At 49.7% G+C, this 21,565-nt stretch carries 20 protein-coding genes; 2 read left to right on the top strand and 18 right to left on the bottom strand.

The features are described from left to right. The first annotated feature begins 1 nt into the window (after position 1). Both astD and MIB40_RS02940 read left to right on the top strand, forming a co-directional pair. Positions 2–1,468: a succinylglutamate-semialdehyde dehydrogenase gene (gene astD, locus MIB40_RS02935; RefSeq protein WP_249690599.1), complete on the top strand. Its 1,467-nt coding sequence runs from the start codon at positions 2–4 to the stop codon at positions 1,466–1,468. 100 nt (positions 1,469–1,568) lie between these two features. After that, positions 1,569–4,364, top strand: a complete 2,796-nt coding sequence (locus MIB40_RS02940) for a diguanylate cyclase domain-containing protein (RefSeq protein WP_249690617.1) — start codon at positions 1,569–1,571, stop codon at positions 4,362–4,364. On the opposite strand, the gene MIB40_RS02945 is transcribed toward MIB40_RS02940, so the two are convergent. The 18 genes from MIB40_RS02945 to fliQ form a co-directional block, all read right to left on the bottom strand. Then, complete coding sequence (locus MIB40_RS02945; RefSeq protein ID WP_249690627.1) at positions 4,365–4,766, bottom strand: DUF2802 domain-containing protein; 402 nt, start codon at positions 4,764–4,766, stop codon at positions 4,365–4,367. It abuts the gene before it with no gap. After that, the gene (locus MIB40_RS02950) at positions 4,759–4,950 is read right to left on the bottom strand and encodes a hypothetical protein (RefSeq protein ID WP_249690629.1); all 192 of its coding nucleotides are present in this window, start codon (positions 4,948–4,950) and stop codon (positions 4,759–4,761) included. The genes MIB40_RS02945 and MIB40_RS02950 overlap by 8 nt, the downstream gene beginning before the upstream one ends. 27 nt (positions 4,951–4,977) lie before the next feature. Then, positions 4,978–5,460, bottom strand: a complete 483-nt coding sequence (locus MIB40_RS02955; RefSeq protein ID WP_249690631.1) for a chemotaxis protein CheW — start codon at positions 5,458–5,460, stop codon at positions 4,978–4,980. A gap of 88 nt (positions 5,461–5,548) precedes the next feature. Further along, the gene (locus tag MIB40_RS02960) at positions 5,549–6,316 is read right to left on the bottom strand and encodes a chemotaxis protein CheW (RefSeq protein ID WP_249690633.1); all 768 of its coding nucleotides are present in this window, start codon (positions 6,314–6,316) and stop codon (positions 5,549–5,551) included. A gap of 126 nt (positions 6,317–6,442) precedes the next feature. After that, positions 6,443–7,240 carry a ParA family protein gene (locus MIB40_RS02965; RefSeq protein ID WP_249690635.1) on the bottom strand — a complete coding sequence of 266 codons (798 nt, stop codon included), beginning with the start codon at positions 7,238–7,240 and terminating at the stop codon, positions 6,443–6,445. A 163-nt stretch (positions 7,241–7,403) separates the two neighbouring features. Beyond that, entirely contained in the window at positions 7,404–8,276 is an 873-nt protein-coding gene (gene motD / locus MIB40_RS02970) for a flagellar motor protein MotD (RefSeq protein ID WP_249690637.1), read from the bottom strand. Between the two features lie 11 nt (positions 8,277–8,287). Then, positions 8,288–9,028, bottom strand: a complete 741-nt coding sequence (locus MIB40_RS02975) for a flagellar motor protein (protein WP_249690639.1) — start codon at positions 9,026–9,028, stop codon at positions 8,288–8,290. A 1-nt stretch (position 9,029) separates the two neighbouring features. Then, positions 9,030–10,127, bottom strand: coding sequence for a protein-glutamate methylesterase/protein-glutamine glutaminase (locus tag MIB40_RS02980; protein WP_249690641.1), 1,098 nt, complete (start codon positions 10,125–10,127; stop codon positions 9,030–9,032). A gap of 66 nt (positions 10,128–10,193) precedes the next feature. Beyond that, complete coding sequence (locus MIB40_RS02985) at positions 10,194–12,467, bottom strand: chemotaxis protein CheA (RefSeq protein WP_249690643.1); 2,274 nt, start codon at positions 12,465–12,467, stop codon at positions 10,194–10,196. Positions 12,468–12,477: 10 nt separating this feature from the next. Then, complete coding sequence (locus MIB40_RS02990; protein ID WP_249690645.1) at positions 12,478–13,230, bottom strand: protein phosphatase CheZ; 753 nt, start codon at positions 13,228–13,230, stop codon at positions 12,478–12,480. A 48-nt stretch (positions 13,231–13,278) separates the two neighbouring features. After that, on the bottom strand, positions 13,279–13,659 hold the full coding sequence (locus tag MIB40_RS02995; RefSeq protein ID WP_454892280.1) for a chemotaxis response regulator CheY: 381 nt from the start codon (positions 13,657–13,659) through the stop codon (positions 13,279–13,281). Between the two features lie 89 nt (positions 13,660–13,748). Continuing rightward, positions 13,749–14,474: an RNA polymerase sigma factor FliA gene (locus tag MIB40_RS03000; RefSeq protein ID WP_319941614.1), complete on the bottom strand. Its 726-nt coding sequence runs from the start codon at positions 14,472–14,474 to the stop codon at positions 13,749–13,751. Positions 14,475–14,503: 29 nt separating this feature from the next. After that, positions 14,504–15,328 carry a MinD/ParA family protein gene (locus MIB40_RS03005; RefSeq protein ID WP_249690651.1) on the bottom strand — a complete coding sequence of 275 codons (825 nt, stop codon included), beginning with the start codon at positions 15,326–15,328 and terminating at the stop codon, positions 14,504–14,506. Positions 15,329–15,426: 98 nt separating this feature from the next. Beyond that, complete coding sequence (gene flhF, locus MIB40_RS03010; RefSeq protein WP_249690653.1) at positions 15,427–16,761, bottom strand: flagellar biosynthesis protein FlhF; 1,335 nt, start codon at positions 16,759–16,761, stop codon at positions 15,427–15,429. Positions 16,762–16,806: 45 nt separating this feature from the next. Beyond that, positions 16,807–18,906: a flagellar biosynthesis protein FlhA gene (flhA, locus tag MIB40_RS03015; RefSeq protein ID WP_249690790.1), complete on the bottom strand. Its 2,100-nt coding sequence runs from the start codon at positions 18,904–18,906 to the stop codon at positions 16,807–16,809. A 417-nt stretch (positions 18,907–19,323) separates the two neighbouring features. After that, positions 19,324–20,490, bottom strand: a complete 1,167-nt coding sequence (gene flhB / locus MIB40_RS03020; RefSeq protein WP_249690655.1) for a flagellar biosynthesis protein FlhB — start codon at positions 20,488–20,490, stop codon at positions 19,324–19,326. 19 nt (positions 20,491–20,509) lie between these two features. After that, a complete protein-coding gene (gene fliR / locus MIB40_RS03025) occupies positions 20,510–21,286 on the bottom strand; it encodes a flagellar biosynthetic protein FliR (protein WP_249690657.1) in 777 nt (258 codons plus the stop codon). Positions 21,287–21,292: 6 nt separating this feature from the next. Then, complete coding sequence (gene fliQ / locus MIB40_RS03030) at positions 21,293–21,562, bottom strand: flagellar biosynthesis protein FliQ (protein ID WP_249690659.1); 270 nt, start codon at positions 21,560–21,562, stop codon at positions 21,293–21,295. Between the last annotated feature and the right edge of the window lie 3 nt (positions 21,563–21,565).

The raw sequence follows: 21,565 nt of genomic DNA on the forward strand, positions 1-21,565 counted from the left end.
TATGAGTAAATCTCTTTTTATTAATGGTAGCTGGGTGCAAGGGCAAGGTCCGGAATTCAGCTCAGAAAACCCTGCAAAAGCACAAACTCTATGGCAAGGCAGAAGTGCAACGGCCGAACAAGTGAATAAGGCCATCGATGCTGCACGTTCTGCATTCTATGATTGGTCGTCAATACCGTTCGAGGCGCGAGAAGCCGTTGTAAAACGTTTTGCCGAACAGCTGGATAACAATCGCGAAGCTCTTGCTTTGGCCATTGCCGAAGAGACGGGCAAACCCCTGTGGGAAACCCGTACCGAGATCGCTGCCATGATTGGAAAAATTACTATTTCCATCAAAGCCTATCAAGAACGTACCGGCGAAGAAGAATCTCAGGTCCCTGCCGGCCGCTCCGTATTACGTCATAAACCCCATGGGGTAGTTGCCGTTTTTGGGCCTTATAATTTCCCTGGCCATTTGCCCAACGGGCATATTGTTCCAGCCATACTAGCGGGTAATACCGTAGTGTTTAAGCCTAGCGAGTTAACCCCTCGCGTCGCCGAAAAAACCCTTGAACTCTGGGAGAGCGCCCAATTACCCGCGGGCGTGATCAATATGGTGCAAGGCGAAAAAGATACCGGTATTGCGTTGGCAGCCAACCCAGGCATCGACGGTTTGTTTTTCACTGGCAGCTCAGCAACCGGGCACCTGCTACACCAACAGTTTGCTGGCGATCCCGGCAAAATCCTTGCCCTCGAAATGGGCGGAAACAACCCGTTAATTCTTGATGAAGTTGCCAATCTGGACGGTGCAGTACACGAGACACTGCAATCCGCCTATGTCTCAGCCGGTCAACGGTGCACCTGCGCTCGTAGACTCTATGTTCCTCGAAGTGAACAGGGCGACCTCTTCATCGATAAACTGGTCAGTGCAATCAAGAAGATCAAGGTTGGCCTTTATGATGCCGACGAACAACCCTTTATGGGGTCACTCATCTCCGTGGCCGCTGCCGAAGGCATTTTATCGGCCCAGCACCACCTGCAAACGCTTGGAGGCATTCCTCTGGTGGAAGCTAAACGCCTTGATGAACAAAGCGCACTCATCAGCCCGGCATTGATCGATGTAACGGCCATCACCGAACTACCTGACGACGAATACTTTGGACCGCTTCTGCAACTGATTCGCTACGATGACTTTGATCAAGCGATCGATATGGCCAACAACACCCGCTACGGTTTATCCGCAGGCCTACTCAGTGACAACCGAAAGCAATATGAACACTTCTTCAAACGCAGCCGGGCTGGAATCGTCAATTGGAACAAGCAGCTCACCGGTGCTAGCAGTGCAGCCCCGTTCGGCGGAATTGGTGCGAGCGGCAATCACAGGGCCAGCGCTTACTATGCCGCAGATTACTGCGCTTACCCGGTAGCATCCCTCGAAGCCGATACGGTCAACCTGCCCGAAAAGCTGGCGCCTGGACTATCACTCTAATTTCGTGCCAAATATGATTAAGCCTCCCTTCGGAGGCTTTTTTTATGCTTACTTTTTAACTTGGCTGGGCAGCACTCTGTTTAATGCATAAACTAGGGTTATGATTTCCGCCCCCTTTCTCTTACGACTCGACCTGAGGCCGCTCTATGCACTCATCATAGGGGCTATAGTTCTGCTGCCTGGTTTAGTCACTGCAGCCCCTCTACAGGTTGCAATTGTCACCGATGATGCCCCCTATTCTTTGGTCACGAGCGATGGGACTGCCCAGGGGCTATTAGTAGACCTTTGGCGCTACTGGGGACGTATCAACAATCGGGAAATTAATTTTGTACACAGCTCCTCCTATTCCCAAGCGGTAGGGAAAGTACTGACGGGCAAAGCCAATGTCATTGCCGGACTAAATAGCACTAATCCAGCTCACGCCCAGCTAGTAGAAACAGAGTTTGCCCTGGAGGATCCTGACCACCTGTTCACCCATTTATCCCTTGGGGAAATTAACAACTGGGACGCTGTTCGCCCATACCGCATTGGAATTGATAAACAATCGTCGAGTATAGCGACGGAACTCAGAAACAGCGGGCTCGCCATTACCGAATACGAATCCCTCAACGCTATGCTCCAGGCGGCAGAAACCGGTTCGGTAAAAGTTATAGCCGGGCCCCTAATCGCAGGTAACTATGTTTTAAAGGGGCACTTGCAGGCTTCTCTGTTTCAACTTAATTCGACCCTGACACTCAACAATGGTAAACGGATGGCCATGATCAGCGCAGGCAATCCAGCTCTGCTCGATGAGATCAATCAGGGTTTTCAACGTCTGCACCCCAGCCGCATTCGCTCAATCATCCGAGCTTGGGGGGGCATCCTCAAAATGGATAACTCCCTAATTGTCACCTTACCTTCGGGCATGCCGCCCTATTCCACGGTAGCCGCAGATGGTTCAGCAATAGGTCTGCTTCCGGACATATGGCGATTATGGTCAACAAAGACCAATACATCGGTGCGTTTCTTAATGATGGATCCCCAGCAGAATCTGCAAATAGTGAGCCGAGGGCTGGCAGACATCATTGGCGCCACACTCACTCCCCTGCCTGAATACACCAACAGACTTAGCTATCCTGCAGCCCTTTTACCGGTTAAATTCGGCGTTTATGTGCCCCAATCATCACAGGCATCTACAATCTCTGACCTGGGCGCCGCCACCATAATCGACCACAATATTCCACACTTAAGGAGAGCGCTTCTCAGCATCAATCCTGACCTCAATTTTATTTCTAATGAACATGCAGACTTAACTGATTCAGATAATAACGCAGCGATCCTTGAAAGCACTGTCATCATGACACATCCGACCAACCCACGAACGGCGAATAATGCTGAATACCGGTTGTTAAGCGGCTCTTTACTTGATGAGATGATTCTTGTTGCGCTACCCAGCCGCGAAGAAAAACGTGCCTTGCTAATACAGCAGGGGATGGAAAAAATCACAGATACCGAGTTTGCTGAACTCGAAGACCGCTGGATACCCAACCCACAGGACCATTTTTACAGTTCCGAAGAGAGCCAAATCCCATTAAGTCCAAACGATCAAAAATGGCTTCAGAACAACCCGGTTGTTCGAATAGGAATACTCGAAAAACAGGGCTCTCTGCCGTATGACACAGAATATAATCGAGAGCTTTTGCAGCTACTGGAAAAATATTTACCCGTTCGGTTTGAAGCTCGATTTTATACGAGTCAAAAAAACCTCATAGAAGCGCTGACCAATAACGATGTGGACCTCATCAACCACGACCTAGATAATATTGAGGATGTTAACGGCATTCTTTTTTCCTCGGTGTATAAAAGCACTCCCTGGGTAATCGCAACTCGGGATAGTCAAATAGCCATCAAAGACCTTCGAAGCCTGGAAGGTAAAACTATTGCCGCTATATCGGGTAGTAGCGTCATTCGGCAGCTAACCAGCCAAGCGGGCCTGAGAGTCATCGAAGTCGACAGTATGCAAGAAGGCATAGACGGGATTAGTTCTGGTCGAATTCATGGATATGCAGGAAACCTGACGGCCCTTGCCCAGCACCTGAAAGCCATAGAGCGAGACAACATTCTATTACATCGAATCCCGGAACTGAAAGACGAAGAAATGCGTTTTGCAATTCGAAACGATTGGCTAGAACTCCGCCACCTTCTTAATCAATTGATATCCAACCTGGGAGAGGATGAACTCAAAGCACTGAAGGACAAATGGTTAAGCATCCGCCTCGAATTTGGCATTAACGAAAGCGACCTGTGGATTGCACGCCTTAAGATAATCTCTATAGCTGCCCTGGTTGTCATACTGATCCTGCTCTGGAACCACCGGCTTAGACAGGAGATACGACGTCGAATTGCAGCCGAAGAGGAAGTACGCCACCTGGCTACTCATGACAACTTAACCGGCTTACCCAACCGTAGATTACTATGGGATCGGATCGAACAGGCACTGGAGTCTGCGCGAAGAAACCAACACAAAGCAGCTCTTTTTTTTATCGATTTGGACGGGTTTAAATCGGTAAACGATACACTCGGTCACGAAGCAGGCGACCAACTATTAATCGAGGTGGCGGCCCGCATCAATAGTACTTTACGGGATTCTGATACCATAGCCAGAATAGGTGGTGATGAATTTGTAGTACTACTGCCAGCGCTGAATAACTCAAAGGGTGTTGCTCAAGTCGCCGAAAACCTGTTGAGCTGCATTAAAAAGCCCTACCCTTTTGCCAAAGATTCGAAAATAGGAGCCAGCATAGGCATTGCCATCTTTCCTGATAACGCAGACAACCCTGAAGAGTTAATGACGTTAGCAGATGATCAAATGTATAAAGTTAAAAAGGCCGGAAAAAACCATTTCGCATTTGCCTGATCAGGCATTAGTTTTCCCTTTACGATGCATCAGTTCTATCAAGTGAGCTTCCGCAGAAGAAATGTGGCAATTTTCCATAACTTCTCTTGTGGATGCCCCCATTTCAAATAGCTTACCAGCTTCAGTATAGGAAACAGCGGAAGGATCGCGCTGTTCGAGCGCCTCTTGTTTATCAATCGTTGCTCCCAGACGCTGTTCAACCTGAAGCAGGCGTTGCCCTACCCCTATTGCTCCAGCACCCACCGCTCTTAGATCTGACTCAAGCAACGTTATACGTTTGTTAGCTGATTCGATCTCTTCCCGATAGGCATCCTTCTGTTTGCGAAACAACAGAATGGTAAATGCTATTAACACCAGCACGGTCGGAAAAAAAACCATCAATAACAGGTTGTATTCAGACATACTCATCAATATGTAAACGACCTAAGGGATCACGATTGCGCTCAGAGGTTCCTTCCTCTGGCTCTTCATCATGCTGTTGTTGTTTTTCTTTTTTTAACGGGTGTCGATCAGCAGGCCGGCCTTTTTCTACCGGATCAATACGGCGGGTAGGATTGACGATTACAGGGTCAAAAACCTCATCCATCGCGCACCTCCCTGCGCTCGACTCTGCTTAGATATCAGTGAGCTCAGCCCACTCCTCATCACTCATCATCTTATCGAGTTCAACCAGAATGAGTAGCTCGCCATTCTTGTTGCATACACCCTGGATAAACTTGGCACTTTCATCGTTGCCAACATTTGGCGCCGTCTCAATTTCTGATTGTCTGAGATAAACGACTTCGGCCACTGCATCGACCAATATTCCAACCACTTGTTTCTCGGCTTCGATAATGACGATACGAGTGTTTTCAGTAATATCAGCCTGAGGTAATCCAAATCGCTGGCGGGTATCAATAACCGTCACCACATTACCACGCAGGTTAATGATCCCTAGAACATACTGCGGAGCACCAGGCACTGGGGCAATCTCAGTATATCTAAGCACCTCCTGTACCTGCATAACGTTGATACCGTACGTCTCATCATCGAGCCGAAACGTTACCCATTGCAGAATTGGATCATCAGTTCCTTGTGTAGCAGTATGTGTTGACATAGTTCAGTCTCTATTCAAGTTACTAATTAACGGGAATGCCCTTACTTCGTTCATACCCCTAACTATAAACCAAAGCCCTTTGAAATGCTTAGTTTGCTCGTATTGTCTTGCCTTGCCCTTCCGCCTCAGCAATCAACTTGCTTAGGCTACCGACATCAAGCAGAGCACACATCTCCTTAATCACGGTTCCTGCAAGCCAAGGCCGTTTGCTGCGTTCTGTTCGCCAACGAACCGCCTCAGGATCCAATTTGATAGCCTCTGCAACTTCATGTACGGCCAGAGCCCAGTCACACCCCTGTAAAGAGATGATGTACTTTAACCCCTGGTTCAAATCAGCATCATAACGTTCGGGCATCACCCATTGGGCGGTATCAACTACGCGAATACTTCTTGTCGAGTGCTTATAGAGTCCAAGAAACCAATCGGGCTGCCCAAATAGAGGCGTCAACTCCTCTTCCAAAGGATAAATAGTCCCTAATTCGACCAGGGGAACGGCCAACTTTAGGCCGCCAACCTTAAACAGCAAGCATTCAAATGACTCATCCGCCCACAGAGGTCTACCGTTTTCACCCCATTGTGATTTACTGACAATCTCTGGAAGATCATCCAAAGCCATCGAATCAAGCTGATCGACAACCTCCAAAGGCTCTTCCACCAGGGCAGGCACAATAATAGGGGCCACCTCTGCCGCGGGAACAATATCAGGCTCAACCGTTTTGACCAGCACTGTCGGCTGCCCGGACGTTTCATCCAATGCCTTGGCCCGAGACGTAGCGTCATGCAGTAAGCCATCCAGATAATCCTGAATGGCTTCCTGTGGTTTGGATAAAGCCGTTTTTAACTGTTGTTGATTCATACCCTGCCTAGATGAAATCAAACCCTATGAAATGATCACCATGCTAACTCATCGGCTTCTTAATCAAAAAGTTTAGATAAGTAAGCATTTAAACTATGTGCCAGCATTTAAAACCATCGATGCTCATTACCCCACTGCAGCCTTTGGTTCGTTAACCGCCGCCATGACCAGATCTTTGAGCAAATGCTGATAAGCACGTACCGCTCGCGATTCCGGATCAAAGGAAGATGGCGTAACACCTTGTCGACTGGCATCACGCAAGCGCGTATCAACGGGTATATGGGCTTGCCAGACGCGATCTTTGTATTCGCTGCGAATGGCTCTCATGGCTTGTAAAGACGCCTGGGTTCGACGATCAAACATTGTCGGCACGATCAAATAAGGCAACTCACGTTTACGGGATCGATTAACCATGGCCAACGTATGCACCATCCGCTCCAGCCCCTTCAGTGCAAGAAACTCTGTTTGCACCGGTATCAATAGCTTCTCACAGGCTGCCAGGGCATTAACCATCAAGACACCCAATAGTGGAGGTGTATCGATCAGGGCATAATCATAATGATCCCAGAGTTGGGCCAGGGTTTTCGCCAAAACCAAACCATAGCCACCCTGCCCCATCATTTGTCGCTCAAGTGTCGCCAAGGCTGTACTGGCGGGCATTAAATGCAAAAGCTCCGAGGAAGTCTCCTTAAGAACGCTCATCGGAAGATCAGCAGGAATATCACCTTTGTGCATAAAAAGGTCATAGCTGCTGTGCTCTATCGAGTCTGGATCATAGCCGAAGTAGCTCGTCATCGACCCATGCGGATCAAGGTCAATAATGAGCACTCGTTGACCACGATCAGCTAGCAAGCCACCCAGAGCGACTGCCGTAGTCGTTTTACCCACGCCACCTTTTTGATTGGATACCGCCCAAATTCTCACAATGTCACCTGATTCCCGCAACGCTTGCAGACTGATAAGCCTCCCTGGCGGCTGCAATTCGTCGATTTATTGTCGCTTTTAGCGCTCCCTTACAAGAAACAGCAATATCCATGCCCGAAAACATTCCAATAAACGTCACATTCACCAACGACCTCACCCGACTCTATTGCGCTGGGGCTGATGGCGAAAACCTTTGCCGTAAGACACTTTCATATTCGCCAGCCCGATCCACACCGATTGGATTAATCGCACGGCGTATATCCAGATTCTTTGAAATCACCATAACGACACGACGGTTACTTTCACGGCCTTGCGCAGTCGCATTGGAAGATACCGGTTGAAACTGACCATAACCCACCGCGGCAAGATGTTCTGGGGCAACCCCGTAATTGGCCAACATTCTAACCACCGCAGCGGACCGCGCGGCTGAAAGCTCCCAATTGGTAGGGAAACGATCGGTGTTGATTGGTATATTGTCTGTAAAGCCTTCTATATGAACCGGATTACTATAGGGTTTAATGATATCGGCTACTTTACGCAAAATATCAAAAGCCGCGTTTTTCGGTATGGAATCGCCGCTGTCAAATAGCAAACTGGCAGGCATCTCAATTTCAACCCACATCTCGTTACCGGTGACACTGATTTTTTCTTCGGCAATTAACTCGCTAAAAGCGGTCTTTAGATTATCTCCTATTACTTCCAGATTCTCTGTGGCTTCCTCTTCCGTGAAAGTTCTATCACCTCCCTCTCTCGGATTAATTGCCACTTGCTGGCCATGAGGAATCGCAATAGGGTCATCACTGCTGCTACGATCTCGAACCGGCGACTCACCCACCTGTATCGGATTAACACTGCGTGGCGGCTGATTAAAAACTCCGACCAGGGTTTCAGACAAGATCTTGTACTTCCCTTCATTCACCGAAGAGATCGAGTACATCACCACAAAAAAGGCAAACAATAAGGTTATGAAATCAGCATAGGAAACCAGCCATCGCTCCAGATTTTCGTGCTCTTCCTGTTGTCTTCGGCGGGCCATAATACGGATCCTCAGCCTTGGAAGCCTTGAAGTTTCAATTCAATAGCACGGGGATTCTCGCCTTCAGCAATGGCCAGAATACCTTCAATCATCATTTCACGATATTGCGAGCTTTGATGAACGTTATATTTGAGTTTGTTGGCTACGGGCAATAACAGCAAGTTGGCAAACGCAACACCATAGATAGTAGCGACAAACGCCACCGCAATACCGGCTCCTAGTTGTGACGGGTCGGCTAGATTCCCCATCACATGAATAAGCCCCATAACGGCACCAATAATGCCGATTGTCGGGGAATACCCGCCCATGCACTCATAAAACTTGGCAGCATGAAGGTCAACACTTTCAGCTGAGTAGAGATCGACTTCAAGTACATTACGCAGAGCTTCCGGCTCACTGCCATCAACCAATAACTGTAACCCCTTGCGAGCAAATGCATCAGGCTCTGCATCAGCAATGCTTTCCAGGCCCAGAAGGCCCTCTTTTCGAGCCGTCATACTCCAGTTTACTACCTTGGAAATACCTTGACCGATATCGATTCTGGGTGGAAAAAAAACCCAACTGAGAATGGCCAATGCTCTGCGAAAGGTTCTTCCGGATGTTTGAATAAAAGCCGCGCCAATGGTACCGCCAAAAACAATAATGGCTGCAGGCCCATTGATAAGGGCCTCAACGTGCCCACCCTCCAGATAGTTGCCACCGATTACCGCAAAAAGCGCCAGCAACAGTCCGAAAACACTTAGCAGATCCATCCTAAATGGCCTCTACCAGGCGCGCAGAAATATCATCCAAAGAAACCACAGCATCTGCAAGGTTGTCATTGACCACCGCCATTGGCATGCCGTATATCACGCAACTCGCCTGATCCTGGGCCCAGATAGTTGCGCCCTTAGACTTCAAAAGACGCGAACCATCACGTCCATCAGCCCCCATCCCGGTTAATACCAGGGCCAGTACCTTGCCACCAAAAGCATTGGCGGCCGAGCCAAAGGTAACATCCACACAAGGCTTGTAATTCAAACGCTCATCGCCTGGCAGAATTTTCACCGTTCCACCTCTGGAATCAACCATCATCTGTTTACCTCCCGGTGCCAGCAGAGCCACACCAGGTTGTAAGCGATCTCCATCTTTGGCTTCTTTCACCGTAATCTTACACATACGGTTCAAACGTTCGGCAAAAGCATTGGTGAAGGTAGCCGGCATATGTTGTATCAAGACAATTGGCGTTGGAAAATTTGCCGGCAGCTCGGTTAATACCTTCTGAAGGGCGACTGGCCCACCGGTCGATGTGCCAATCGCTAACAATTTATGTTTGGCACTGCCTCGATTAAAGCTTAGCGGTTTATTTGTGGCGCCTGAAGGTTTGGCCGCTCCACGGGGTTGGGTCAGCGTACTAGCGGGCCGTGCAGAGGGTACCTTGCGTGCCGCAGGGGCTGGCGCGGAAGCCCGTCTCATACTGCGAGAAACAGTTTTTACTCGCTCACACAGCACCCGCTTGATTTTGTCACTGTTGCGAGAGATATCCTCAAAATTCTTGGGCAAAAAATCAATAGCGCCGGCTTCCAGCGCATCAAGCGTAACTCTGGCCCCTTCATGTGTCAGAGAGGAAAACATCAAAACAGGTGTCGGATTACTCGACATAATCTGCCGAACAGCAGTAATGCCGTCCATGACCGGCATTTCATAATCCATCGTAACAACGTCTGGCTTTAACTCCGCCACTTTATCTACCGCTTCGCGACCGTTACTCGCCGTTCCAACTACCGCTATGCTGGAATCAGATTTAAGAATTTCGGTTACGCGGCGACGAAAAAAACCAGAATCATCAACAACCAATACCTTAACTGCCACCCGGCTTCTCCAATCATCTGTCATGGCTAACGGGTTTAGTACAAGAACCCGCAGTACATAAAAGGTTTATAGTTTGCGTGCGTAATGCTTCAGCATACTTGGGACATCTAAAATCAGTGCAATGCGACCGTCACCGGTTATTGTTGCACCCGCCATACCAGGGGTGCCATGCAACATCGATCCTAAAGGTTTAATAACCACTTCTTCCTGCCCCACCAGCTGATCGACGACAAAGCCTACCCGTTGAGTGCCGACAGACACAATCACGACATGGGCTTCTGCACCTTCATCTGAATCGCCACCACTAACCACACCGGCTTCGACCAACCAACGCTTGAGGTAAAATAATGGCAGTGCCTTATCACGAACAATCACGACTTCCTGACCATCGACGACGTTTGTTTTAGATAGATCAAGGTGGAAAATTTCATTAACACTGACAAGAGGGAGCGCAAACGCTTGTTGATCCAACATCACCATCAACGTCGGCATAATCGCAAGAGTCAAAGGCACTTTTATCTGGATGGTTGTGCCCTTTCCCGCTTCAGATTGAATATCAATAATACCATTGAGCTGGGAAATTTTGGTCTTCACCACATCCATTCCCACTCCCCGACCTGACACGTCGGAGATCTCTTTCTTGGTTGAAAATCCAGGCGCAAATATCAGGTTGAAGCATTCAGTATCGGATAAACGGTCAGCAGCATCCTGGTCATAGAGACCACGCTCGACCGCTAACGCTCTCAATTTATCGGGGTTCATACCAGCGCCATCGTCGGCGATGGAAAGAAGTATATGATCACCTTCCTGTTCGGCAGCAAGGATCACATTACCCTTACGATCCTTACCCGCTGACTCTCTTATTTCCGGGCTTTCGATACCATGATCAACCGAATTCCGAACGAGGTGAACCAAGGGGTCGGCCAAGGCTTCTACCAAATTCTTATCGAGATCAGTCTCTTCGCCCTCAAGCTGCAGATTAATCTCTTTCTTCAGGTTGCGTGCCAAGTCTCTAACCACACGAGGAAAACGACCAAACACTTTTTTGATCGGTTGCATCCGCGTTTTCATCACAGAAAGCTGCAGGTCTGCAGTTACCACATCCAGGTTAGCGACGGCTTTCGATAATGACTCATCATTGTTATTGAGTCCAAGCCTTACCAGGCGGTTACGCACTAAAACCAGCTCGCCGACCATATTCATAATATCGTCCAGCCGAGCCGTATCAACCCGTACGGTTGTTTCAGCTGGCGGGGCTGCTTCTTTGGCTTTTGCTGGTGTCTTGGCGGCTGCCTTTGCAGGCGTTTTTACGGCGGCCTTGGGCGCAGATTTAGCTACGGGCTCCGGTGGCTTTTTAACCGATTTTTCTGGTATTTCTTTTGCTGTCTCAGGAGCTTTAGCCGCAGGCCCTTTACCTTGACCGTGCAGCTGATCGAGCAAATCTTCAAACTCAGAATCGGATATTTCATCACCGTCGCCAGACTTGGCAATGGGTGTCGGCTCCGGAGTCGCAGGACTCACTGCACTCTCGCCTGGAGCAGAATCGCCGTGTAATTGATCCAGCAAAGCCTCGAATTCATCATCCGTAATTTCGTCGCTATTACTGTTGGCAGGAGAAGCAGCAGGAGGCGCGGTATTTTCAGCGCCAGCTATGGGATTATCACCATGCAGCTTATCGAGCAAAGCCTCAAATTCATCATCGGTTATTTCGTCATTAGAGCCTGTCGATGATACTTCAGTGCCAGGCTGAAATAAGCCCTCCGCTGAAGCTTCAGGCTTGGCAGGTTGATCATCCTGAATAGCATCAAGCAGTTGCTCAAACTCATCATCACTGATATCACTATTATCATTCGCAGACTGGTTATCTGCCGCGGGGGCAACCGCTTCTGTGACGGCAGGAGCAACTTCAACCGCAGGTTCTTCAACAGCGGCTTCTTCCGCTGTTTCTGATTCTGGCTGGGCCATAAGAGAGAGTTGGCGCAGTAATTCCGGGTCGGCGGGCGTTGGTTCTTCACGCTCACGAACCTCTGTGAACATGACATTGACTGAGTCCAGCGCCTGAAGAACAACATCCATCAATTCAGGCGTCACTTGACGCTGTCCATTTCTGAGAATGTCGAAAACATTTTCAGCAATATGGCAACATTCAACCAGAGGATTCAGGGAGAGAAAACCTGCCCCCCCCTTTACCGTATGGAAGCCGCGAAAAATTGCGTTCAAGAGATCCATATCATCCGGCTGGTTTTCAAGATCAACCAACTGCTCCGATAACAACTCAAGGATTTCACCCGCTTCGACAAGGAAGTCTTGCAGGATCTCTTCGTCGGCCTCAAAACTCATACAGTGCTCCTTAGAACCCTAGACTGGACAGAAGATCATCAACTTCATCCTGCCCTGAAACAACGTCTTCTCGATGCTCTTTGTTGATCTGTGGACCTTCGGCCTCAACACTGGATACAGCAGGTTTCTTCTGCATATCTTCATGTTCAATTCCCGTCATTTGATCAACTTTACCCGCCATACGAACAAGATGGACAAGGCTGTCTTCAATTTCAGATACAAGGCTGACCACCCGCTTAATGACCTGCCCAGTCAAGTCCTGGTAATCCTGCGCCATAATAATGTCATTAAGGCTGTTACCCAGGTCAGTCGAACGTTGTTCAGTTGCCTCAAGAAAAGGACCAATTTTCTTGCTCAACACTCTAAATTCATCGGGGGAGATCTCGCGATTAATAAATCGCTTCCACTCAAGCCCCAAGGCCTTAGCTTCAACTCCGAGTTCAGCCGCCGTTGGCGTACAATTTTCAACAATATCCATCGTTTTGTTGGCTGCACTTTCAGTCATTTGCGTGACATAGCTTAGGCGATCGGACGCATCGGCCATGTGGGAGATCTCTTCTTGATCCTTCCCGGTAATACCAGAATCAATATGGAAGTTCATAAGCGATTCATGCAATGCACGAGTCAACCTGCCCACTTCCTGATAAAGGCTCTGATCACGCATCTCATTCAGCTCTTGGATAACATTAACAGCTGAAGAAACATCACCGGATTCGAGCAGCTCGACCAGTTTTTGCGCTTGAACTTTAAGATCTGATTCCAATTCGGTAGTGTCCCTATCGTGTGTGAAAAGCGTCATATACAGCCCTTATCAACCCCCGGCATCAACCCGTTCAAAGATCTTTTCGATCTTCTCTTTCAACGCCTGGGCAGTAAACGGTTTGACTACATATCCGTTAACACCCGCTTGTGCGGCTTCAATTATCTGATCGCGCTTGGCCTCCGCCGTAACCATCAATACCGGAAGCGTGTTCAACTTGGCATCGGCCCGTACCGCGCGAAGCAGATCGATACCCGTCATGCCGGGCATATTCCAGTCGGTGACCAGAAAATCGAAATCCCCACTTTGCAGCATCGGCAACGCCGTCTGACCATCGTCAGCCTCTGAAGTATTGGTAAACCCCAGGTCTCGAAGAAGATTCTTGATGATGCGTCTCATTGTAGAAAAATCATCCACAATAAGGATCTTCATATTTTTGTCCAAACCGGCCTCCGTCAAACCTCTATGTTTAGTGTGTTCAAAACACTATATTCTACAAGTCTAGTTGGTGAATGAAAGGATTACCCCAAATCTGACACCCACCCTTCAAGCCGGGATCGCAATCTCAGAGCCGCCTGGCTATGTAATTGACTTACTCTGGACTCGCTCACACCAAGTACAGCCCCCACTTCTTTCAAATTCATCTCTTCGTCGTAGTATAGAGAAAGCAGCAGCTGTTCACGTTCTGGCAGCGTGGTGATCGCCTCTTCCAGGGCCTTCAAAAACCGGTCGGTCTGAACACCCTCATGGGGAAGATCAATGTCTGGCGATAACAACGCTCCTTCGTGATGGCTGTCTTCACTATCAAGCAAATCGTCAAAACTGAACAGGCGACTCCCCATGCAGTCATTTAGCATCGAGTGATATTCGTCGATACTAATCTGTAGTTCGGCCGCTATTTCATTATCTTTAGCGTCACGCCCCAATCGAGATTCAACAGACTTCACGGCCTCCGCCACACGGCGACCATTGCGGTGTACCGAACGTGGCACCCAGTCGCCTTTTCTCACCTCATCGAGCATCGCACCACGAATTCGAATGCCAGCATAGGTTTCGAATGCCGCCCCTTTTGAACCATCGTATTTACGTGCGGCCTCAAGCAAGCCAATCATTCCTGACTGAATAAGATCATCGACCTGCACACTGGCAGGCAGTCGGGCCGCCAAATGATGGGCAATACGCTTCACCAACGGCGAATGCCGCTCTACAAGAATATTCAGCGATTCGGCCTGATTATCGGTATACATCCCCAGTCCTTCCGCTACTGCTACCATGATTAAGCCCCGTGCTCACCAGCCACCAGGCTTTCAACAAAGAATTCCAGGTGCCCCCTGGATGAAGTGGGCAAAGGCAAGGCGTCAATTTTTTGCGCCAATGCCTTCAAAGCCAGCGACGCCTTACTTCTGGGGTACGCCTCCATAACCGCTTTTTGCCTTTGTACGGCTTTACGGACCGCTTCGTCGAAAGGCACAGCCCCGATATATTGCAAAGCCACATCAAGAAAACGATCCGTGACATTCACCAGCTTATTGTAGAGGTTTCTCCCCTCCTGGGGAGAACGAACCATATTCGCCACAACCCTGAAACGCATCAGGTTATAGTCACGATTCAACAGTTTGATAAGCGCGTAGGCATCGGTAATTGACGTCGGTTCGTCCGTTACAACGATAACGACCTCCTGGGCAGCGCGTACAAAACTGATCACGTTGTCCGAAATACCTGCCGCAGTATCAACGATCAGGACATCCAGCTGGCCGCTCAGGTCGCTAAATGCACTGATCATCCCGGCATGCTGCTGAGGGCTCAGCTCGGTCATCGACTGGGCACCCGAAGAGGCAGGAATGATCTTGATCCCACCGGGACCGTTGAGCAGAATCTCGCGCAGGTCACAACGGCCTGCCATCACATCTTCAAGGTTTTTGCTGGCAGACAAGCCTAGCAGCACATCAACGTTAGCCAACCCCAGGTCAGCATCAAATAACATAACCCGGCGACCCATCTCCGCCAGTGCGATACTGATATTCACCGAGACATTGGTTTTACCAACACCGCCTTTACCACCTGTCACAGCTATCACTTGCACAGGCTGTTGATTACCCATAGATTGCTTCCACCATTATCAGTATTCCCGCTGAAGCCTCTGTCGGCTTTTATCACTGCTAACCTCTGTACGCTTGTACCCAGTCTAGCTTCAATACCTTAACTTACATAGCGAGCCGCGGGCTGGAAATCCCGCCTTTGGCTAACCGCAAACTCATTGATCATTTTTTCATCATCTTCCGGTAATTGCTCCGATATAGCCACCGCCCGACTGATCAAATTATGAGCTTTCGCCAGACAAACATCTTCCGGAATTCGCTGCCCATCAGCCAGATAGGATACTGGCAAACCATGCTCGGCCACCAGACTAATGGCTTCTCCCAGGCTGGATGCTTCATCAAGCTTCGTCAGTACTGTCCCAACCAACCTGGCTTTGCCGTATGTATGATACGCAGCTCGAATAACCTGCTGCTGACTGGTGCACGCTAAAACCAGCAGACTGCGCACCATTGGCCTTACTTCATGGAGCACGCTTAATTGTAGTTGCAGATTAGGATCTTGATGGTTTAGCCCTGCCGTATCGATCAGCACCAGGGACTTACCACTCAAACTGTCTACTGTCTCTTGCAATCGTCTCGGATCATCAACCACCCGAACTGTCACATTAAGGATGCGGCCCAGCGCCTTCACCTGCTCGGAAGCCCCCACCCGATAGCAATCCGTGGTCACCAGAGCTACTTGCTCGGGCCCATGCTCCAGAACGTATTGGGTGGCCAACTTACCTATGGTGGTCGTTTTGCCAGAACCAGTAGGGCCGATAAACGCGAAAATGCCTCCTTCCATCACCAGATTTTTCTGGGTGGTTGAAAGCTGACGAGCCAAAGCGGCAAGAATTCGCCGCCAATTATGAGCCGCTGAAGCCTGCGGCTCAATGATCTTTATCAATTGATTGCACAGTGTTGATGACAACCCCATGCCGCTTAATCGACGCCAAAACATAGCCTGCTGCGGTGTACGGTCAACAAATTGCCCCCAGGCAACACCACCAAGTTGTTGCTGCAACAGCGCTTTCATATCATTCAATTCATCGCGCATGGATTCAAGAGTCTGTTGCTGCCCCCGCGCATTACCCGATGGACGGGAAGGCGCTGCCGTACTTCGCGCCGACTGAATGGACTCCAGGGTTCGTTTAACCGCTGCTTCAGAAGCCACATCCGAGGCACCAAATTGATCCGAAGATTGGGTAGCAGCCCCTCCTCGCTCAGCAACAGAGACTTTTTTACGGGCCTCTGCCAAGGCATTATCAAGAGTAGCGCGGTGACCGCTGGGACCAAAGGCATCGCTACGAGGCAGGTTGGCATCCAGCGACGCCGAAACCTCTACCCCACCCGTAACCGAGCGCTGGGACAGGATAGCAGCATCGTCACCCAGATCATCTTTGACCAGCTTCATGGCCTGTCTCATGTCAGATGCAAAGTAGCGTTTAATCTTCATATGTTCACCTGCCGATACCACCTGGCTTGTGCCAGGCATGGTTGATTATTGTCCTACGGTGCCTTCTATGGTGATCTGCTTGTTATCCGGAATTTCCTGATAAGAAAGCACATGCATTGCAGCCACACCGTAACGAGCAAAGCGAGCCAATAAAGGTCTGATCGGAGCGGCAACCAACAAGACAACGGGTTTACCTGCCAACTCTTGCCGTTGCGCTGCCTCTACGAGGGATTGCTGCAACTTCTCCGCCATTCCCGGCTCCAGCACAACCCCTTCATCAGGAGCCGCACCGCTTTGCCTGGCTTGCTGTACTGATTGCAGCAAAATCTGTTCCAATGATGGATCCAGGGTAATAACAGGCACCTGGGGCTCCAAACCTACGATACTCTGTACGATAGAGCGTGCCAGTGCCACTCGGGCTATTGCCGTTAAAGTGGCGGGATCTTGACTCTGCGCCGCTTGATCCGCCAAAGCTTCGGCGATGGTTCTAATATCCCGGATCGCGACCTGTTCAACCAACAGGTTTTGAAGCACCTTAAGCAGCGTACTCACGGTCATCTTGTTCGGCACCAAATCTTCGGCGAGCTTGGGCGATTGGCGAGCCAGCAAATCAAGCAGATGCTGCACTTCTTCATGCCCTAGTAGCTCGTGAGCATGCTTATTCATCACCTGGTTAAGGTGGGTCGCGACCACAGTGGACGCATCTACCACGGTGTAGCCGAGGGTTTGCGCCTGTTCTCGCTGGCCTCGTTCAATCCATACCGCATCCAGCCCAAATGCGGGATCCTTACCCTCTATCCCCTGTAAGGCACCAAAGACCTGCCCGGGATTGATCGCCAGATCCCGGTCCGGGTGAACCTCAGCTTCGCTGATCGTTACCCCCATCAGGGTAATGCGATAGACATTCGGTAACAGGTCGAGATTGTCTCGAATATGTACCGACGGCACCAAAAAGCCCAACTCCTGCGATAGCTTTTTACGTACCCCCTTGATCCGCCCCAGCAGTTCCCCGCCCTGAGTTTTATCGACCAGGGGGATCAGGCGGTAGCCGACCTCCAGCCCGACCATATCCACCGGGCTGACATCATCCCAGCCTAGCTCACGCCCCTCGGTTGATTGTTGTTCTTGTTGTTGCTGTTCCAACTGCAGCTTCTCCTGCTCTTCAGTAGCAGCATCCGCTTCACCCTGCATATTTTTACGGTAGATAAACCAGGCACCACCTGCGGCCAGCAAACCCAAACCAATAAAAGCCACATGAGGCATACCGGGAATAGAGCCCATGATCAGCAAAATTGCAGCGGCTACCGCCAGAGCCCTTGGCGAATTAAACATCTGCTGAGTAATCTGGCTGCCCATCTCCTGGGAATCGGAGACCCGAGTCACCATGATGGCCGATGCAGTTGAAAGTAACAGCGACGGAATTTGAGCAACCAAGCCGTCACCAATGGTTAACAGGGAATAGTTTTGCAAGGCGGTATCAAAGGTCAGGCCATGCTGCAGCATACCGATACTGAGACCACCGATGATATTGATAAACAGGATCAGTAAGCCGGCAACCGCATCGCCCCGAACAAACTTACTGGCACCATCCATGGAACCGTAGAAATCGGCTTCCTGCCCCACCTCTTCACGGCGCGTACGAGCTTCTTCTTGCTGTATCAGGCCGGAATTCAGGTCCGCATCGATGGCCATCTGCTTACCCGGCATAGCGTCCAGGGTGAAACGTGCGCTGACTTCAGAAATACGCCCGGCACCCTTGGTGACTACGACAAAGTTGATGATCATCAAAATCGCAAAGACCACCAGACCAACCACATAGTTACCGCCAATCACCACTTCACCAAAGGCCTCAATCACCTTTCCTGCGGCATCACCCCCCGAATGACCGTGAAGTAATACCACCCGTGTCGAAGCAACATTGAGCGCCAGGCGAAGCAGGGTCGCCACCAGCAAAATAGTCGGAAAAACGGCAAAATCGAGCGGTCGTAAGGCATATACACTAACCAGCAAAACAACCAGTGCCAGTGCAATGTTAAAGGTAAATAAAACGTCCAACAAAAAGGGGGGGACCGGCAGGGTCATCATACCTAACACGACTAACAGCAGCAGAGGCACCCCCAGGCTGCCCTGCCCCAGCGTTTTCATATTACCCAAAAGCACTGCTCTATCCACAAAAATCCCCAATAGAATCCGTCAAAGCCATGACGTTTTTTAGCTATAGGCAGGGTTATGCAAAAAGTCTTCCTGTTTTACTGAATCTCGTAAAATATCTAGCTGACTGATAGCTTTCGCTTAAGAGGCAATCAATGTCAGACGAAAAAAGGCGTTTATGTTTGATCAATAATCGATGGGGGCCAACTTATAACCCATCAGTGTCAACGCAGGCAGAAATTCAGCCGCCTGCAAAAACAGGCCTGATTGAGCCGCATGGCTTGTGGCTTTCAAGAGCATCCAGGATCCCACAGAACTGTGCAATAAAGTCGAGACCCTTCAGAAAATTCTGTTAAAGAGAAGGTTACGCTGGAGCGCAAAAAATCATGGATTTCTGGCCGCAGAATGCCGTTATTCCTCGGTATCCACAGGCTGCCCGTCAACGTCACGCTGTAAATCATCCGGCACCGGAAAATCAGGCTGAACTGGAGCAGTCTCCCCTACACCCTCACGATGTCGCCGCAGCTGGAAGACGTAAGCCAGCACCTGAGCCACCGCGACATAAAGCCCCGCCGGGATTTGCTGACCAATACGAGTCGTAAAATAGATCGCACGCGCCAGGGTCGGAGATTCGATAATGCTGACGTCATTCCCTTCGGCGACCTCACGAATCTTGAACGCGACCTCTTCAACGCCTTTCGCCAAAACATAGGGAGCATCTGCTTTGGTAGCGTCGTACTTGATCGCAATAGCAAAATGGGTGGGGTTGGTAATGACCACATCGGCCTGGGGAACATCCGCCATCATGCGACTCTCGGCCATCTCCCGTTGCAGTTGTCGAATCCGGCTTTTTACTTCGGGTTTACCTTCCGTATTCTTAAACTCGTCTTTAACCTCTTGCTTGGTCATCATCAATTGCTTGCGGTGATCCCAGATTTGAAATGGAATATCGATCAGGGCGATCAATATCAGGCTCGCACTCATTCCCATCACCGACCAACCCAACACCGACAAACTGTGGGCAATCGCTTGAGGGATCGATTCTTTACCAATACCCAGCAAGTCCTCACGTTTCGATAACAACACCAGTATCGACACTGTTGCAACGACCGCCACTTTGGCGATCGACTTTATCAGCTCGATCAAAGACTTGGCCGAAAACATTCGCTTAAGCCCTTTCAAAGGGTCCATGCGACTGAATTTTGGCATCACCGCCTTACCACTCAGCAACCAGCCGCCAAGCGCCAAAGGACTCAGTAAAGAGACCAACATCATGGCAATAAAAAAAGGAATGAGTGACGTTGTGGATTCGACCAATGAAACACCCAGGTGGTGCATCATAAGCGAGGTGTCAAAAGCCGCTTCACGCTCGAGAGAAAAGTTGAACCGCATGACGGAACCAATATTTCCACCAATCAAAGCAGCAGAGGCAAACAGTGTACCGCTACCAACCAACAGCAATAGCATGGTAGTCAGCTCTTTGGATCGGGGTACTTGCCCCTCCTCACGAGCGTCACGCATTCGCTTTTCGGTGGGCTCCTCCGAACGATCCTGACTACTGTCTTGCTGCTCTGCCATGTGGCACTAACCCCGTCAACTATTGGACACCGACAAGGTTCTTAAGCACAAAGAGTGCCGACTCCGCCATTTGCGAATACTGAGATAGAAAACCGGATACTGCGACCCAGATGATAAAAAGACCAAAAATAAGAGTCATGGGAAAGCCGAGGGCAAAGACGTTAAGCTGAGGTGCGGATTTTGTCATCACTCCGAAGGTGAGGTTTACAATCAATAGTGCACTCATGGCAGGAATCGCGATCAACAAGGCACTACCAAAGATCCAGCCAAACCAGACGACTATTTCGTACAGGCTTTGAAACGACAAAAACTGCCCGACAGGTAGAGTCAAAAAACTGTCTACCACTACTTGAATAACAACCAGGTGACCGTTCATGGCAAGAAACAGCAGGGTCACCAGCATCAGATACATCTGACCCACCGCCGCCACATTGACGCCATTGGCCGGGTCATTTAACGAGGCAAAACCCAATCCCATCTGCATGGCAATCATCTGCCCGGCCAAGGCAAACGTATGGAAAAACAACTGCAGAACAAAGCCCATCAGACTACCGATTAAGACTTGCTGTGCCGTAATCACCCAGGAAGCTAAAGAAAGTACATCGTATTCCGGCATATCCGGTAGCATCGGGGCAACCAGAGCCGTGACGGCAATAGCAAACAGCAACCTCACACGCGTAGGAACCAACTGAGTACCAATAATGGGCATCACCATAAACAAACTTGCGATACGAAACAGTGGCCACATCAAATGGCTAACCCAACCACTGATCTCCTGTGTGGACAGTTCGATCATGGGGCTTTAACCAATCATAAAAGGAATAGAATTAAACAAGTCGGTAAAAAAATCCATCAAGCGGCGTAACAACCAGGGGCCGGCAAGCATGATGGTAATCAGGGTAACCAACAATCGAGGTAGAAAACTCAGGGTTTGCTCGTTAATTTGAGTGGCTGCCTGGAAGACACTCACCATTAAACCAACGAACAAACTGGGCACAACGATAATGGCTACCATCTGGACAATAATAAACAGCGCGTCGCGGAACAGATCAATTGCCATTTCCGGAGTCATTGG

The organism is Aestuariirhabdus haliotis (assembly GCF_023509475.1).
In the GTDB taxonomy this organism is placed as follows: Bacteria; Pseudomonadota; Gammaproteobacteria; order Pseudomonadales; family Aestuariirhabdaceae; genus Aestuariirhabdus; species Aestuariirhabdus haliotis.

Excerpts from the sequence above, each read along its gene's own strand:
- flhF (WP_249690653.1), bottom strand. The coding sequence starts at position 16,761 with ATGAAGATTAAACGCTACTTTGCATCTGACATGAGACAGGCCATGAAG.
- MIB40_RS02960 (WP_249690633.1), bottom strand. The coding sequence starts at position 6,316 with ATGAATCAACAACAGTTAAAAACGGCTTTATCCAAACCACAGGAAGCC.
- MIB40_RS03000 (WP_319941614.1), bottom strand. The coding sequence starts at position 14,474 with ATGTATACCGATAATCAGGCCGAATCGCTGAATATTCTTGTAGAGCGG.
- astD (WP_249690599.1), top strand. The coding sequence starts at position 2 with ATGAGTAAATCTCTTTTTATTAATGGTAGCTGGGTGCAAGGGCAAGGT.
- flhB (WP_249690655.1), bottom strand. The coding sequence starts at position 20,490 with ATGGCAGAGCAGCAAGACAGTAGTCAGGATCGTTCGGAGGAGCCCACC.
- MIB40_RS02955 (WP_249690631.1), bottom strand. The coding sequence starts at position 5,460 with ATGTCAACACATACTGCTACACAAGGAACTGATGATCCAATTCTGCAA.
- motD (WP_249690637.1), bottom strand. The coding sequence starts at position 8,276 with ATGGCCCGCCGAAGACAACAGGAAGAGCACGAAAATCTGGAGCGATGG.
- MIB40_RS03005 (WP_249690651.1), bottom strand. The coding sequence starts at position 15,328 with ATGGGTAATCAACAGCCTGTGCAAGTGATAGCTGTGACAGGTGGTAAA.
- fliR (WP_249690657.1), bottom strand. The coding sequence starts at position 21,286 with ATGATCGAACTGTCCACACAGGAGATCAGTGGTTGGGTTAGCCATTTG.
- MIB40_RS02945 (WP_249690627.1), bottom strand. The coding sequence starts at position 4,766 with ATGTCTGAATACAACCTGTTATTGATGGTTTTTTTTCCGACCGTGCTG.
- fliQ (WP_249690659.1), bottom strand. The coding sequence starts at position 21,562 with ATGACTCCGGAAATGGCAATTGATCTGTTCCGCGACGCGCTGTTTATT.
- MIB40_RS02975 (WP_249690639.1), bottom strand. The coding sequence starts at position 9,028 with ATGGATCTGCTAAGTGTTTTCGGACTGTTGCTGGCGCTTTTTGCGGTA.
- MIB40_RS02985 (WP_249690643.1), bottom strand. The coding sequence starts at position 12,467 with ATGAGTTTTGAGGCCGACGAAGAGATCCTGCAAGACTTCCTTGTCGAA.
- MIB40_RS02950 (WP_249690629.1), bottom strand. The coding sequence starts at position 4,950 with ATGGATGAGGTTTTTGACCCTGTAATCGTCAATCCTACCCGCCGTATT.
- flhA (WP_249690790.1), bottom strand. The coding sequence starts at position 18,906 with ATGAAAACGCTGGGGCAGGGCAGCCTGGGGGTGCCTCTGCTGCTGTTA.
- MIB40_RS02940 (WP_249690617.1), top strand. The coding sequence starts at position 1,569 with ATGATTTCCGCCCCCTTTCTCTTACGACTCGACCTGAGGCCGCTCTAT.
- MIB40_RS02995 (WP_454892280.1), bottom strand. The coding sequence starts at position 13,659 with ATGAAGATCCTTATTGTGGATGATTTTTCTACAATGAGACGCATCATC.